Source organism: Campylobacter hyointestinalis subsp. hyointestinalis (assembly GCF_013372145.1).
Taxonomy (GTDB): domain Bacteria; phylum Campylobacterota; class Campylobacteria; order Campylobacterales; family Campylobacteraceae; genus Campylobacter; species Campylobacter hyointestinalis.
This window is the reverse complement of sequence record NZ_CP053827.1, coordinates 1,737,397-1,753,380: the sequence shown is the minus strand read 5'-3', so window position 1 is coordinate 1,753,380 and position 15,984 is coordinate 1,737,397. Positions and strand designations below refer to the sequence as shown.

Genomic DNA, 15,984 nt, shown 5'->3' with positions numbered 1-15,984 from the left:
AACTTACCTTTTTTACATTAAAATATTCACTATTTTATCTAAAAATTAATTAAAAATCACTTATCTATTTAAATTTAAGCTTATACGAATGTGTGTTAAATTATGATATTATAATAAGAATTTTAAGTTATTCACGATGTGAATAATATGTGAATAACTGTTGAAAAGGTATGTGATGAAAATTTTAGGAATCGATCCTGGAACTAGAAATTGTGGTTATGCAATACTTGAAAAAGTAGGAAATAAAAAAATGTTAATAGAAGCAGGTTTGATAAAAATAAAACAAGATAGTTTGCAATATCAAATAACTCAGCTTTGCGAAGGGTTAGATCTTATATTTAAATCGCATAAAATAGACGCTGTAGCTATAGAAGATATATTTTACGCTCATAATCCTAAAACCGTTTTAAAGCTTGCTCAGTTTCGCGGCGCTCTTAGTCTTAAAATACTTCAAATTCACGGTGAATTTAGCGAATACACTCCACTTCAAGTCAAAAAAGCAGTTACTGGTAAAGCAAAGGCTGCAAAAGAACAGGTGGCTTTTATGGTAAAAAAGATGTTAGGAATCAATAAAGAGATAAAACCACTTGATATAACAGATGCGATAGCTATAGCTTTGACTCATAGTTTTAATGTCAAGTGATTTGGATTTTTGGCTTTGTCTTTTTCTACTATACTGTGTTGATTTTTAAATTTAGTCAGTAACGGACACTTTAGTCTGCTCTTTCCTAAATTTAAAAATCGCCTTGTTTAGTGAAAAAATACTTCAGCCTAATAAATTTATAGATGATGATTTCTGCTAAGATCTACTTTTAATAGATCTACAGGTTTTGATTTTGTCATAATTTTATGAATAAACCAAATTCCTAAAAATAGATAAAGTCCTATATAACTAGTAAGTAAGCTTACCATATCTTTACCTTGCATAAATGACTCGTAGTTTTGTCCTATGATAACGATAACACACATAATAAGCGCTATGATCGGTCCAAGTGGATACCATTTTGCACGAAACGGTAAATTTGCAGGATCATTACCTTGTATAATATAAGCTTTTCTAAATTTATAATGTGCCCATGCTACGCCTATCCATGTGATAAAACCTGCAAGCGCAGAAGCGTTTATAAGCCAACTATAAGCCGATCCATCTCCCATAAATGATGTAAAAAAACAAGCCGCTCCGATGATCGCAGTAGCTATAAGCGCGTAGATAGGAACGCCTCTTTTATTTGTTTTACCAAATATCTTTGGGGCTTTACCTGAATGGGCTAGGGCGTAAAGCATTCTTGTACTTGAGTAAAGTCCTGAGTTTCCTGCACTAAAAATAGCCGTAAATATGACTGCGTTCATAACACTAGCTGCAAATGCTATACCAGCTCTGTCAAATACCATAGTAAATGGGCTTTGAGCTATGTCTGTTTCATTATTTCTAAGTAAATTTGGATCAGTGAATGGGACTAAAGTTCCTATAATTGCAATCGCAAAAATATAAAAAAGTAAAATTCGCCAAAATATAGCATTTACCGCTTTTGGTATACTTTTTTCAGGATTTTTAGCTTCACCTGCGGCTACTGCAACTAGCTCGGTTCCTTGAAAACTAAATCCAGCTACCATAAATACCGCAAGTATTCCAAACCAGCCATTGACAAATGGCGCAGACTCTCCACTATCGCTGATCAAAGTCCAGTTTGAAAAACCGCCTGAATGACCGTTCATAATACCAAATATCATGGCAAGTCCAAGCAGTATAAATGCCAAAACCGCTAAAACTTTGATAAGTGCAAACCAAAACTCGCTTTCGCCAAAAGCACCCGAACTAAAATAATTTATAATTATGATAACGCTTAAAAATAGGGCCGACCAAAGTGTAGATGGAACGTCTGGAAACCAAAATTTCATTATTATAGCTGCTGCGACTAGCTCAGCAGCAACAGTTATCGCCCAGTTAAACCAGTAATTCCAACCGATGGCAAATCCAAATGATGGACTGATAAACCTTGTTCCATACTCTTCAAAGCTTCCAGCTACTGGCATATATGTAGCCATTTCCCCAAGGCTTTGCATAAGCAAATAAACCATAAAACCGATAAGTGCGTAAGCTAAAAGTGCGCCACCAGGACCTGCTGTTGCTATCGTATTTCCACTAGCTACAAATAGTCCAGTGCCTATAGCTCCGCCTATTGCTATCATATTTAAATGGCGTGAGCTCATACCACGCTTTAGTTTATGTTCGTGCAGATTATCCACAAGAACTCCTTTTAATAAATTTATGTATTTTCGATAAAGTTTTGATTATATCTAAATTCAGATAAAAAACGGTTTTTTGTAAATTTTTGTGTATGATTTTAATTTTTATATGTTACGAAATGTATAAAAATAGAGTCAAGCTATATTAAATTTATATAATATAGCTTAAATTTAGTTACTGACAACCTTCGCATTCGACGCTTCTATCCATAGGTTTGTTATCAAGATGACTTGAGTCTGGACTTTCGCTTCTTAGATAATAAGTGGATTTTACTCCTAATTTCCAAGCTAGAGTATAAATTTCACTTAGATATCTACCGCTAGCTTTATCTAAACTCATAAATATATTTAAGCTTTGACCTTGATCTATCCATTTTTGTCTTACGGCTCCAGCTTTTATGATGAGCTTTTGATCAAGTTCGTAAGCTGGTGTATAAAACTGCCAAGTGTCTGGACTTAAATTTGGTACCACTGAAGGGATCATTCCAGATAGATTGTGTTCAAACCATTTACGTTTATAAACAGGCTCGATTGTTTGAGTCGTTCCTACTAAGATACTTATACTAGAAGTCGGAGCGATAGCCATAAGATAACCATTTCTCATACCATCACTTTTTACCTTTGCTCTTAGCTTTTCCCAGTCGCAGCTATTTTGGTCAAATAATCCGTCTCTACTTACGAGAGCTTTTGCGTTTTTGTTTGCGTTATCGATAGGGAAGATGCCTTTACTCCAGTTTGAACCTTCAAAATCAGGATAAATTCCTTTTTCTACAGCTAAATTTGATGAAGCATAGATAGCGTTATAACTGATATTTTCCATTATTTCATCTATTATTTCAAGGTGTTCGTAGCTACCCCAAACAATTCCTTTTTCGGCTAACATTTGCGCTTCACCCATAACTCCAAGTCCGATCGAACGACTAGCTAAATTTGTATGTTTGACTTTAGCGTGGGGGTAGAAATTTAGATCTATAACATTATCAAGCATTCTTATAGCTATAGGCACGACTCTTGCGATATCTTCTTTTGAGTTTATCTTGCTTAAATTTATACTTGCTAGGTTACAAACGGCTGTTTTTCCCTCTTTTATACCTTTTTCTACTATAAATATATCTTTTGAGTTTATTCGATCAAGCGCTGTTATTTTCTTCGCTTTTTTAGTATATCCGCCATCTACGGTTATATCTTCACTCTCATCAAATAATTGCTCAGTGCCATCGCTATACACGACCTTTGTCTGGTAGTAATTTGGCTCTGTATTTTGAAATATCTCGGTACATAAATTTGAGCTTCTTATGATGCCTTTGTGAGCGTTTGGATTTACTTTGTTTGCATTATCTTTGAAACATAAAAATGGCATTCCTGTTTCAAAATAGTTTGTAAGTACCTTTTTCCAAAGCTCTTTTGCTAGCATACTACTCTTAGCGATATTTGGATCTTTTTCATACTCCAAATACCTTTTTTCAAACTCATCGCCGTATAGATCACAAAGATCTGGAGTATCTGCTGGATCAAATAGAGTCCATCTTTCATTCGCTTCAAGTCTTTTCATAAAAAGATCGTTTATCCATAAAGCAGGAAATAGCTCATGAGCACGTCTGCGCTCTTCACCTGAGTTTTTACGAAGATCTAAAAAGTCGCTTACGTCCATATGCCAAGGCTCGATATAAACTGCTATCGCGCCTTTTCTAGTTCCTAGCTGATCAACTGCAACTGCGATATCGTTTGTAACTTTTAAAAATGGTATTATACCACCAGCAGCGTTTTTATGTCCGTCTATACTTCCGCCCATTGCGCGCACTTTGCACCAGTCCCAGCCGATGCCGCCACCAAATTTAGAAAGCAACGCCATCTCTTTATAGCTATCAAAAATTCCTTCTATATTATCAGGAGTGCTTCCGACATAGCAGCTTGAGAGCTGATGCCTAGTGGTTCTAGCGTTGCTTAAAGTAGGTGTTGCAAGCATCACTTCAAATTTACTTATCAAATCGTAAAATTTCTTTGCCCAGCCTTGAGAGTCAAGCTCATTTTGAGCTAAAAACATAGCGATCGCCATAAACATATGTTGTGGTAGCTCGATAGGTTTTGCATTTCTATCTTTTATAAGATACCTATCATAAAGCGTTTTTATGCCAAGATAGGTAAATTGCAAGTCGCGTTCAGGCTTTATATATGCGTTTAGATCATCAAGGTCATACTTTTCTTTTAGACCAAGAAGTATGCGTCCGTTTTGTTCACCTTTTTCAAAATACTCTTTGAGTGAGTTGTATCCACTAAATCCGGTTGTTTTGTGATACAAATCATATAAAAACAGTCTTGCTGCTACGAATGTCCAGTTTGGGCGATCAATGTCAATCTTATCGACTGCGGTTTTTATGAGAGTTTGTTGGATCTCTTCTGTGGTGATGTTATCACGAAACTGAATTTTCGCATCGACTTCAAGCTCGCTGAGACTTACGTTGTCCAAGCCTGCTACTGCTTCGCTTGTGTATTTTTTAATCTTTGAAATATCTAATTCTTCTGTTCTTCCGTTACGTTTTATGACTTTCATTTATATGTTTGACCTTTTAAATTTGATTATCAAGAAAGCTAAATTTAGTTTATAAATTCAGCTTTATTATTTAGTGTTATTTAAATACTCTTTTAAATATTCCATCTACGTTTTTTGTATAGTAGCTATAGTCAAAGCATTCTTTTATCTCATTTTCGTTTAATTTTTCTCTTAAATCACTATCGTTTAGTAAATTTTGTAAAAATAGACTGTGTCCGTTCTCATCTATGGCTTTTTTACCTTCTTGTAGGTCAGCCCAAACTTTCATAGCATTTCTTTGGACGATCTTATAAGCATCTTCGCGGCTAACCTCTCGTTTTGGTAGCTCAAGCAAGACGCGTTGAGAAAATACAAGTCCGCCAGTTAAGTTTAAATTTTTCATCATATTTTCTGGATATACTACTAAATTTGAGATTAAATTTGTAAGACGATTTAGCATAAAATCAGTCGTTATGAAGCTATCAGGAAGTATAAATCTCTCGACTGAACTATGGCTGATGTCTCTTTCGTGCCATAAAGCTACATTTTCCATAGCCGGGATAGCGTATGAGCGGATCATTCTACAAAGTCCAGTTACATTTTCGCTTAAGACCGGATTTCTTTTATGAGGCATAGCACTTGAGCCTTTTTGTCCTGGGCTAAAGTACTCTTCGGCTTCATAAACTTCGGTTCTTTGATAGTGTCTTATCGCAACTGCTATTTTTTCGCAACTACTAGCGAGTATGGCAAGCGCACTTATGACTTGAGCGTATCTATCTCTTTGTATGACCTGATTTGACGCTGGAGCAGGGCTTAGACCAAGATACTCGCAAACAAGCTCTTCAAGCTCAAGTGGAGCGTGAGCGAAGTTTCCCATAGCGCCGCTTATCATACCTACGCTTATGGTTTTTTTCGCATGTTCTAGAAGTTCATAAGCTCTTTTTATCTCGTCATACCATATAGCAAGTACTAAACCAAATGTTATCGGCTCACCGTGAATTCCGTGACTGCGACCTACCATAAGTGTATTTTTATGCTCTTGTGCGCGAGTTTTGAGAGCGTTCATCAAATTTGATGAATCTTGTAGTATGAGATCTAAGCTATCTTTTATCTGAAGTGCGACGGCAGTATCTATACAATCACTACTTGTCATACCAAAATGCATGAAACGGCTCTCTTCGCCTAAGCTTTCGCTTACGCTAGTTAAAAAAGCTATAACGTCGTGTTTCGTAGTTTTTTCTATCTCATTTATACGAGCTATGTCAAATTTAGCATTTTTACAAATTTTATCACAATCACTATTTGGTATAAAGCCTAGTTTGTTCCATGCTTTTACAGCTGCAAGCTCTACCTTTAGCCAAGCGTCGTATTTAGCTTGCATACTCCACTTATCACTCATAATTTTTCTAGCATATCTTTCGACCACTTTATACCCTTTTTTATAATAATTTTTGTATAATTTTTTGAGTTAGAATTATACAAAAATAAGGCTGAAATGTTGGTTAGAAATGGCTTATAAAAAGTTTAAAGTTGGTTCTTTTCGTGGAGAAAAAGCCTACACGATTTTTTTGAATTTAGGTTATAGTATGAAAGAAGCTCAAAAGCTTTGCGATAAAGGCAGATTGCTCGTAAATGACGCTATTTGCGGTAAAAATGATCCAGTTTTCGGAGATGCTTATTTTATAGATTATGAGTGTGAGCCAAAAGGATTAAAACCTATATTTGAATGCGATGAATTTGGTGTATTTGATAAACCAAGTGGAGTTTTATCTCATCCAAATGGTAGAAATTGTGAGTATAGTTTATGTGATGAAATTTGGTCTTTGTGGGGTAAAAAAGCTTGCGTCGCTCATAGACTTGATAAGGAAACAAGCGGAGTTATCGTAGTAGCTAAAAATGTAAATTCTGCGTTAAATTTAAAAAAATCTTTTGAAAATAGGGCGGTAGCAAAAACTTATCTAGCTTTTGTGAGTGGTAAATTTGATGGTAGCGGACTTAATAAATTTTGTATAAATGACTTTAAAGATTTTAAAGATAAGCTGGAATTTTTTGATGATATTCAAGGTTTTGTTATCGATAAAAATATGGATATAACAAAAGATTATGATGATATAAAAATCAGAATGGAAATTTGCCCGGAAGGAAAAAGGGCTGTGACCGTAGTAAAACTCATAAAGTATTATCCTAAATTTGATATAAGTTTGGTTGAGTGCTATCCGCTTACTGGAAGACAGCATCAAATTCGCTTACATTTGTTTCATATGAAACATAGAATTTTAGGTGATCCGATTTATGGCTTGGATAAATTTAGTGTAGAGCAAATTTTAGATGGCGTGATGAATGAGCGCGATAGAGTGAAAAAAACTGGAGCATCAAGACTAATGCTCCACGCTGAAAAGATAGTATTTAAATTTAACAACCAAATTTATAATATCAAATCACAGATGAGATTTGATATGGATCAAATCTGATATAAATTTACTACCATCTTGGAGTTGATGGCAAGTTATTGTCATAAAAATTATCTTTGCCTACACTTTGCATCTGTTGATTTCTACGACTTACATCGTTTTGAAAATTATCATAGTTTTGTTGCATACGGTTTTGATTTGAGTTGCAACCATAATCATATGCGTTGGCGTATGTCGCTACTAATAAGATAAAAGTTAATAAAACTAAAAGTTTATTTTTCATTTATTTCTTTTTTTGTAAAGTATAGGTTATTTAATTTATCCACACCCATACTTAAAGTTCTATAAATTCATTTTTTTATCAAATTTATTACTTTTTTTCATCCAATAGGACTTTGATAAAAAGTCCAAATCCCACAATGATAATTATACCTATAAAAATAAGTTCAGCGATATCAAGCGTTGTCATTTTCTATTCCTTTACTTCTCTCTTTTAGCTGACCGCAAGCAGCACTTATATCAAGTCCCTTACTTTGACGAATAGTGCACGTTACACCGCGACTTTGTAGATAAGTTCTGAAATTTTCCACGTTTTCTATGCTTGGTCTTTGGTACGGGCTTCCTTCATGTGGATTAAAAAGTATTAAATTTACTTTTGCTTTTATACCGTGTAGAAGCTTGACAAGTGCTTTTGCATCGCTTAAATTGTCATTGACTTTATCCATTATAAGATACTCAAACATAACTCTTTTTCTCATATCTATAGGAAAAGCTCTCACAGCGTCCATAACGGCAGCTATATTATAAGCTTTATTTATCGGCATAAGTTTTGCGCGAAGCTCATCTGTTACGGCGTGAAGTGATATAGCTAGAAGCACTCCAAGGTCTAGCTCACCTAGTTTTTTTATCTGAGATGCAAGTCCGCTAGTGCTTATGGTTTGACGCCTAGCACCGATAGCAAGTCCGTCATTGTCTTTTAAAATGCTAACTGCTTTACTAACGTTAGCAAGATTATCAAGCGGTTCGCCCATACCCATATATACGACATTTACTCTGCGTTCGTAAGGTATGTTGTTTTCTCTTTTTATCCACAAAATTTGTGCTACGATCTCTCCGGCGCTGAGATTTCTAACAAATCCACCCTTAGCCGTTAGGCAAAAGCTACATCCCATCTTACATCCCACTTGCGAACTAACACAAATAGTATAACGAGCGTGACGCTCTACGCTACCATCTTCGCTTGAAATTTCCTCTTTCATAGGTAGTAAAACACTTTCGATAGTTTTGCCATCAGTTAGTTTAAATAGATACTTTATGCTTCCGTCTTTGCTGGTTTCGCTCCTAACGCAAGTTAGCGGATCAAGGTAAAATTCGCTTTTCAAATTTTCTCTAACATCTTTTGATATGTTAGTCATCTCATCAAAACTTCTTGCATTTTTCTTATAAACCCACTCATAAATTTGTTTAGCTCTAAATTTCGGTGATAGTAAATTTGCTAACTCATCTTGAGATAGATCTAGTAAATTTCTCATATAATGTCTCTTTCTTTCAAGTATTTTTCTAAATTTATTTTTGCTTTTTTATGGTTTTTTATAAATTCATTATGTGCGTTAGGTTCGCAAAAGTTTGTAGCGCATAAAATCCCACGAGCAGGAATTTTAAACTGTTTTGCTGTCTCTAAGACGGAGTATAGTTCCATATTTTCCATAAAAAGTCCGAGTTCGCTAAATTTGTGTGCGATATCTATATTTGTTGTTATGAAATTTGATGAGTTTGTTATTAATGTTTCACAAGAAACATTTTTTAAATCTTGCACAATCGGCGAAGAAAATAGTGGAGAGTATGAAAGTCCAAGCAAGGATGAAATTTCTAAATTTACGGCTGTTTTACTCTCATAAATATCTAAAAGATTTCCGTCTTTATATAGCCCACAAGTCCCTACAAAAATTATCTCGTCTGCTTTATTTGCAGTTAGTATTTTAGTTAAATTTATAGCCGAGCTTGTGATCCCTACGCCTATTGGAAGGGCAAATTCAAAGCTCTCATTAAGCCCGGCGCAAACTATCAAATTCTAACTCCGATACCATTTGCCAAAAGGTATTTTTTGAGCTCTGATATCTCTATCTCTTTATAGTGAAATATACTTGCAGCAAGCGCAGCGTCAGCGCCGGCTTTAAATGCTTCTAAGATATGCTCCATAGTTCCAGCACCACCGCTTGCGATGACTGGGATACCGACTAAATTTGATATCTGAGATGTGACTTCAAGGTCGTATCCGTTTTTTGTACCGTCGCTATCCATAGAAGTTAGCAGTATCTCACCAGCGCCTAGTTCATAAACTTTTTTTGCCCATTCATAAGCGTCGATTTTAGTATCTGCTCTACCACCGTTTATAAATACGTGATAGCTCTTACCAGCCTTTTTTACGTCTATAGCTACAACTACGCATTGTGAGCCAAATTTATTTGCAGCTTCACTTATCAAATTTGGATTGTGAATGGCTGCGGAGTTTAGGCTTACTTTATCGCAACCTACGTTTAAAAGTCTTGAAATATCATCTATTTTTCTTATACCGCCGCCGACTGTTAGCGGTATAAAAAGCTGCTTTGCTACTTCTTCTACTACGTGTACGATAGTATCTCTGCCGTCGCTGCTCGCAGTGATATCTAAAAAACAAAGCTCGTCTGCACCTTCATCGTTGTATCGTTTGGCAACTTCGACTGGATCTCCTGCGTCGCGAAGTCCTACGAAATTTATACCTTTTACAACGCGTCCGTTATTTACGTCCAAACAAGGAATTATACGTTTTGCAAATTTATCCATAAAAACTCTTTTTTATTATCATTTTACAATAAAAGCTTAGAAAATTTACTTAAATAGAGCATTCAATCACTATTAACCTATATTTGGATAAAATAAATATAAATTTACTCAAGAAGAAGCTGTGTCAAATAAATTTTCAAATCCTTTAAAAGCGTTAAAATATAGAAATTTCAGGCTATACTGGTTTGGGATGATGATATCTCAAACAGGAACGTGGATGCAAAATATCGCTCAGCCTTGGCTGGCGCTTGAAGTTACAAATAACGCTACGCTAGTCGGTATAGTAGCTGCAGTGCAGTTCTTGCCGCTTCTTGTTTTTTCTCTGTTTTCAGGCGCATTGCTAGATAAAAGCGATAAAAAATTTATACTAAAAATCACTCAAACAGGTATGTGCTTGACGTCTTTAGCATTTGGACTTAGTATAATTTTTGGCTTTGTAAATTATCCGCTTATTTTGGTGTTGGCGTTTTTAACTGGACTTTTTAACTGTCTTGATGCACCTTGTAGGCAGTCGTTTTTATATGAGCTAATCGATGATAAAAAAGACGTAGCAAACGCTGTAGCGCTAAACTCTATGTCGGTAAATGCAGCTAGAATAATGGGGCCGTTTTTTGCTGGTATAGTTATGGCAAAATTCGGGTTAGTAGCTTGTTTTTTTCTAAATTCGGCTTCATTTATAGCGATTTTTATAAGTTTGTTTTTTATAAAAAATAGACCTTCAAAGACAAATAGAAGAAAAGAAAGCATACTAAAGTCGATAATCTCGGGATTTCACTATATAAAAAAGCGTGAAATTCTCATCAGTCCATTAGTGGTCATACTCATCACCGGAACGTTTATACCTAACTACAATGTAACTATCTCAGCTCTTGCAAAATACGCTCTTGGAAGCGGTGAAGATACTTTTGCGTATCTTATGGCGTTTTTAGGATCAGGCGCGTTTTTAGGAGCGCTTTGGGTGGCATTTACGAGTAAAAATATCAGTTATAAAACAGTCAAGATAATGCCTTTTGTAGCTTCTACTTTTTTGATTTTGGTAGGGTTAAGCAACACTATTTTTTTAGCTGGAGTGTTTTTAGCGATGACTGGATTTAGCTTTATCATCTGTGTTTCTACTATAAATTCTCTTTTACAATTAAATTCGATAGAGGCTTATAGAGGTAGGGTTATGAGCGTGTATTCTCTGTTTTTCTTAGGTTCGACTCCGATAGGCGCTATCACGGCTGGATTTTTAGCAAATGAATTTGGAGCTGGTACGTCGCTTGTGATATGTGGAAGTATTGTTTATGTTTTGCTCGTGTTTTGGTGGGTTTTTAAGACATTTTATCTTAGATTTAGATGAATTTTTATGAAAGTATAAGTGAAAAACTGATAGTATAGGGCGATGATTAAAGCAAAGAAAAAATTCGGTCAAAATTTTTTACAAGATGAAAATATAAAAAATCAAATCATCCAAGCGATTCCCAACGGCGTTAAACGCATAGTAGAGATTGGGCCTGGCTTAGGTGATTTAACACAAAAGCTTGTTAATCTAAATAGTAAGCTTGATTGTTTTGAGATAGATAGTGAACTTTTTGTTTTTTTGCAAGAAAAATTTAAAAGCGAACTCAGTATCGGTAAGATAAGTATTACAAATTGCGACGCTCTTGATGCTTGGGATAGTATAAGCAATAGCGAGTATTTTTTGGTCGCAAATTTACCGTATTACGTGGCGACAAACATAATACTAAAAGCGATAGACGATCCAAACTGCAATGGTTTTGTGGTTATGATACAGCGTGAAGTCGCATGTAAATTTAGTAGTGAATGCAGGGAAAAAGAGTTTAGCTCTTTAGCTATTTTGGCAAATTTAAAAGGTAGATGTGAGCTGCTTTTTGATGTGCCTAAAGAGGCGTTTAACCCTCCGCCAAAAGTTATCTCTTCAGTCATAAGACTTATTAAAAATATAGATTTGAGTCTGGATATCGACTATTTTGAGTTCAAAAACTTTCTTAAGATCGCATTTAGCGCTCCTAGAAAAACACTTTTGAAGAATTTATCAAGTATGATAGATAAAAAGTGGTTAGAGAGTTTTTTTCAAAATCAAAATATATCTCAAACTATTCGTCCACACGAGCTTAGTGTCGCCTTATATTTAAAAATATTTAAAGAGGCTAAACATGAACGAAGAGAATAAAGAAAATAAAGAAAACGGTGCGAGTCACGAAAATAGCGCAAACGACAGAGTAAATAAAAAACGTAGATACAAAAATCACAGAGATAATCTCAAAAAGCAATCCGCCATAAAACCTGCCGAAAATAGCAGTGAAGAGACTCCAGCAGAAGCTCAAAAACCCAAAAAGAAAAAACGTAAAAGTAACAACACTGTCAAAATAAGTGGTAATGAAAACTGGCAAAAAGATATGCAAGCTGCCATCGAAGCAAATAAAGCTTGTCACGAGCTAAGACTAAATCCACTCAAATACCTAAACTCAAGTGAGCATAAGATCAAAATAACTCCGCTCGGTGGTCTTGGTGAGATCGGTGGAAATATGACTGTGTTTGAGACTGAGAATGATGCTATCATAGTAGATATCGGTATGAGCTTTCCAAGTGAAAGTATGCACGGCGTGGATATTTTGATACCAGATTTTGATTATATTCGCAAGATAAAACAAAAAGTTCGCGGCATTATCATCACTCACGCACACGAAGATCACATCGGCGCGGTACCGTATTTTTTCAAAGAATTTCAGTTTCCGCTTTATGCAACTCCACTTCCACTAGGAATGATAAGCAATAAATTTGAAGAGCACGGGCTAAAGTCTTTCAGAAGCTTTTTTCGTCCGATAGAAAAACGTAAGACTTATGAGCTAGGAGATTTTGAGATAGAACTTATCCATATCACTCACTCTATCATCGACGCTAGCGCTCTTGCTATCACTACAAAAGCCGGAACCATACTTCACACAGGAGATTTTAAGATAGATCATACTCCGATTGATGGATATCCTACTGATCTAAACCGTTTAGCGTATTACGGTGAGCGTGGCGTTTTGTGTATGATGAGTGACTCGACAAACAGCTATAAAGAGGGCATTACAAAAAGTGAAAGTAGCGTAGGAAAGACTTTTGATGCTATCTTTGCTACTTCAAAAGGTAGAGTCATTATGAGTACTTTTAGTTCAAACATTCACCGTGTTTATCAAGCCATTGAGCGTGGCGTAAAACACGGTAGAAAAGTTTGTGTTATAGGTAGAAGTATGGAGAGAAATCTCTGGACAGCCATCGAGCTAGGGTACGTAAATTTAGATAAAAAGATATTTATCGATGCAAACGAAGTAAGCAAATATCCTGATAATGAGGTTCTCATAGTCACCACCGGAAGTCAAGGCGAGACTATGAGTGCGTTATATAGAATGGCGACCGATGAACATAAATATATCAAGATAAAACCGACAGATCAGATAATCATAAGCTCAAAAGCGATCCCGGGAAATGAAACAAGCGTATCAACGGTGCTTAATTATTTACTAAAAAGCGGTGCAAGCGTGGCGCATCAAGACTTTAGCGAAATTCACGTAAGTGGACACGCAGCCCAAGAAGAGCAAAAGCTTATGCTTCGTCTCATCAAACCGAAGTTTTTCTTACCTGTGCACGGTGAATATAACCATATAGTAAGACATAAAGAAACAGCCGTATCGTGCGGAGTAGATGAGAAAAATGTCTATCTTATGAGCGATGGCGATCAGATAGAAGTATGTCAAAAATACATGAAACGCGTAAAAACAGTCAAAACCGGTAAAGTCTTCATAGACAATCAGATAAATAAACAAATTTCAGACGATGTCGTGATAGACCGCCAAAAACTTGCCGAAGCAGGTATGGTAACGATCATCGCACAAATCGACAAAAATGCTAAAAAACTGATCCAAAACAGAGTCATCAGCCACGGTTTAGTTAGTGAAAGACAGAGTAAAAACTTGAGCAAAGAGATGGAAGAGGTACTTTTACAATTCCTTAGCAATGTCAAAGATGAGCTTTTACACGATCCAAGAGCGCTAGAAAACCAGATCAGACAAGTGATCAGAAAACATATATTTAGAAAGATCAAAAAATACCCGACCATCGTTCCTGTTGTGTATTTGATGTAATAGTAAATTTAAACGGAGAAAAAATGGATATCTTAAGTACGGCCAAAGAGGTTTTAAACCTAGAATCAGATGAGCTAAAAAGACATGCAGATATGCTTGATTCTAAATTTGAAAAAGCGTTAAATTTAGCGTATGAGTGCAAAGGAAAATTAGTCATAACAGGAGTCGGCAAAAGCGGACATATAGGCGCTAAGATAGCCGCGACTTTGGCAAGTACTGGAACTCCTAGCTTTTTTTTACATCCTACTGAAGCAATGCACGGCGATCTTGGTATGATAAGCATAGGCGATACGGTGTTAGCTATCAGTTTTAGTGGCGAGAGTAACGAGCTGATAGCCATACTTCCGCATATCAAAAAACGCGGTATCAAGATAATCGGTATGGCAAAAAGCGGCTCAAGTTTAGAAATGCTAAGCGATGAGTTCTTAAGTCTTGATATCGTCCGTGAGGCTTGTCCTTTGGGCGCGGCGCCTACTGTTTCTACTACTCTTACTTTGGCTTTGGGTGACGCGCTTGCTGTGTGTCTTATGAAACTAAGAGATTTTAAAAAAGAAGATTTTGCTATGTTTCATCCTGGTGGGAGCCTTGGTAAGAGACTTTATCTAAAAGTAAAAGATGTGATGCGAAAAGAAAATTTGCCTATCGTTAGTGATGATGTTAGTCTTAAATTTGCTATAGATTCTATGACTCACGGTAAACTCGGAAGCGTACTACTAACAAATTCAAAAGGCGAGTTAGTAGCAGTCTTAAGCGATGGAGATCTAAGGCGCGCTCTTAGTAACGATAGTTTTGATATAAACGATAAAGCTATCAAATTTGCCACCAAAAATCCAAAAGTACTTGAAGACGAGAACACATTGGCCTATGAAGCTTTAAAACTCATAGAAGAGTATAAAATTCAAATTCTAATCATAACAAAAGATAAAAAACCGATCGGGGCTTTACATATCCACGATCTAACAAGTTTAGGACTATAATGCGTATAAATAAATTCATTTCACATAACACAAACTATTCGCGTCGTGAAGCCGATGAGCTGATCAAAAACGGTAAAGTTACTGTAAATAACAAGGTTATAGACAACCTTGCTACGGATGTAAAAGATGATGATAAAGTCAAGATAGGCTCTAGACTTATCAGGCTCAAAAAAGAATTTAGCGTGATAGTGTATAACAAACAAAAAGGCGAGTTAGTAACCAAAAAAGACGATCGTGGTCGTAAGACTATATATGACGCTCTTCCGCATGGATTTTCTAAATTTATAAGTATAGGTAGGCTGGATTTTGCTAGTGAGGGGCTTTTGCTTCTTACTGACGCTCCTGCGATCGCCGAAGCCCTTATGGGAAGCGATATAGAACGTGAATACTACCTAAAAATCAAAGGCGAGATAACTCCAAACGTGATCACTGCTATGACCGAAGGCTTTTTTGCTAAAGACGCTACAAAAGGTGCTCACGCTAGAACAAAGCAAATTTCTATGGATTTTAAACCCTTCTTAGCGTATAAAATCATCAGTTTTAGCGGCGGATATACAAGGCTAAAAGTCATCATAAACGAGGGACAAAACCGCGAATTAAGAAGATTTTTTGGGTATTTTGATTTAGAGGTTATGGATCTAAAACGCGTTAGCTTCGGTCGTGTTAGCCTAGATCAACTGGGCGAGGGCAAATGGCGATACTTTACAAACGCCGAATACGACGACTTAAGAGACTTTTTGAAACAAAATGGGGTTAGGTATTAATATAGCAAAGCGTGTTATAATGGTAATTTGGATTAACCGATGAACTAAATTTAAGTGGCAAAACACCTTGGCAGTCATTTTTATTTGGAAGCTAGAATA

At 36.0% G+C, this 15,984-nt stretch carries 14 protein-coding genes; 7 read left to right on the top strand and 7 right to left on the bottom strand.

Annotation, left to right across the window (positions count from 1 at the left end):
• The first annotated feature begins 175 nt into the window (after positions 1 to 175).
• On the top strand, positions 176 to 643 hold the full coding sequence (gene ruvC, locus CHHT_RS09055; RefSeq protein WP_034962923.1) for a crossover junction endodeoxyribonuclease RuvC: 468 nt from the start codon (positions 176 to 178) through the stop codon (positions 641 to 643).
• A gap of 137 nt (positions 644 to 780) precedes the next feature.
• Here ruvC and CHHT_RS09050 read toward each other — a convergent pair whose 3' ends face one another.
• From CHHT_RS09050 to purB, 3 genes are all read right to left on the bottom strand, one after another.
• Entirely contained in the window at positions 781 to 2,247 is a 1,467-nt protein-coding gene (locus tag CHHT_RS09050; RefSeq protein WP_034962921.1) for an amino acid permease, read from the bottom strand.
• A gap of 175 nt (positions 2,248 to 2,422) precedes the next feature.
• A complete protein-coding gene (locus tag CHHT_RS09045; RefSeq protein ID WP_034962918.1) occupies positions 2,423 to 4,798 on the bottom strand; it encodes a ribonucleoside-diphosphate reductase subunit alpha in 2,376 nt (791 codons plus the stop codon).
• Between the two features lie 76 nt (positions 4,799 to 4,874).
• A complete protein-coding gene (purB, locus tag CHHT_RS09040; protein ID WP_034962916.1) occupies positions 4,875 to 6,203 on the bottom strand; it encodes an adenylosuccinate lyase in 1,329 nt (442 codons plus the stop codon).
• Positions 6,204 to 6,285: 82 nt separating this feature from the next.
• On the opposite strand from purB, the gene CHHT_RS09035 reads away from it, so the two are divergent.
• On the top strand, positions 6,286 to 7,248 hold the full coding sequence (locus tag CHHT_RS09035; protein ID WP_034962915.1) for a pseudouridine synthase family protein: 963 nt from the start codon (positions 6,286 to 6,288) through the stop codon (positions 7,246 to 7,248).
• 10 nt (positions 7,249 to 7,258) lie between these two features.
• Here the strand turns inward: CHHT_RS09035 and CHHT_RS09030 are convergent, their stop codons facing one another.
• From CHHT_RS09030 to hisF, 4 genes are all read right to left on the bottom strand, one after another.
• Entirely contained in the window at positions 7,259 to 7,471 is a 213-nt protein-coding gene (locus CHHT_RS09030) for a hypothetical protein (RefSeq protein ID WP_034962913.1), read from the bottom strand.
• Between the two features lie 172 nt (positions 7,472 to 7,643).
• Positions 7,644 to 8,720, bottom strand: coding sequence for a dual-specificity RNA methyltransferase RlmN (rlmN, locus tag CHHT_RS09025; RefSeq protein ID WP_034962912.1), 1,077 nt, complete (start codon positions 8,718 to 8,720; stop codon positions 7,644 to 7,646).
• Positions 8,717 to 9,256 carry a phosphorylase family protein gene (locus CHHT_RS09020; protein WP_034962910.1) on the bottom strand — a complete coding sequence of 180 codons (540 nt, stop codon included), beginning with the start codon at positions 9,254 to 9,256 and terminating at the stop codon, positions 8,717 to 8,719. Before CHHT_RS09020 ends, rlmN begins: the two co-directional genes overlap by 4 nt.
• Positions 9,253 to 10,011: an imidazole glycerol phosphate synthase subunit HisF gene (hisF, locus tag CHHT_RS09015; protein ID WP_034962908.1), complete on the bottom strand. Its 759-nt coding sequence runs from the start codon at positions 10,009 to 10,011 to the stop codon at positions 9,253 to 9,255. The genes CHHT_RS09020 and hisF overlap by 4 nt, the downstream gene beginning before the upstream one ends.
• 121 nt (positions 10,012 to 10,132) lie before the next feature.
• On the opposite strand from hisF, the gene CHHT_RS09010 reads away from it, so the two are divergent.
• Genes CHHT_RS09010 through CHHT_RS08990 form a run of 5 tightly spaced genes read left to right on the top strand, consistent with a single transcriptional unit; the run spans position 10,133 to position 15,885 of the window.
• Positions 10,133 to 11,353 carry an MFS transporter gene (locus CHHT_RS09010; RefSeq protein WP_034962906.1) on the top strand — a complete coding sequence of 407 codons (1,221 nt, stop codon included), beginning with the start codon at positions 10,133 to 10,135 and terminating at the stop codon, positions 11,351 to 11,353.
• 42 nt (positions 11,354 to 11,395) lie between these two features.
• Positions 11,396 to 12,187, top strand: coding sequence for a 16S rRNA (adenine(1518)-N(6)/adenine(1519)-N(6))-dimethyltransferase RsmA (gene rsmA, locus CHHT_RS09005; RefSeq protein ID WP_034962904.1), 792 nt, complete (start codon positions 11,396 to 11,398; stop codon positions 12,185 to 12,187).
• The gene (locus CHHT_RS09000) at positions 12,171 to 14,144 is read left to right on the top strand and encodes a ribonuclease J (protein WP_034962903.1); all 1,974 of its coding nucleotides are present in this window, start codon (positions 12,171 to 12,173) and stop codon (positions 14,142 to 14,144) included. The genes rsmA and CHHT_RS09000 overlap by 17 nt, the downstream gene beginning before the upstream one ends.
• Before the next feature lie 23 nt (positions 14,145 to 14,167).
• On the top strand, positions 14,168 to 15,121 hold the full coding sequence (locus CHHT_RS08995; RefSeq protein WP_074898809.1) for a KpsF/GutQ family sugar-phosphate isomerase: 954 nt from the start codon (positions 14,168 to 14,170) through the stop codon (positions 15,119 to 15,121).
• Positions 15,121 to 15,885, top strand: a complete 765-nt coding sequence (locus CHHT_RS08990) for a pseudouridine synthase (protein WP_074898808.1) — start codon at positions 15,121 to 15,123, stop codon at positions 15,883 to 15,885. Before CHHT_RS08995 ends, CHHT_RS08990 begins: the two co-directional genes overlap by 1 nt.
• Positions 15,886 to 15,984: the final 99 nt, after the last annotated feature.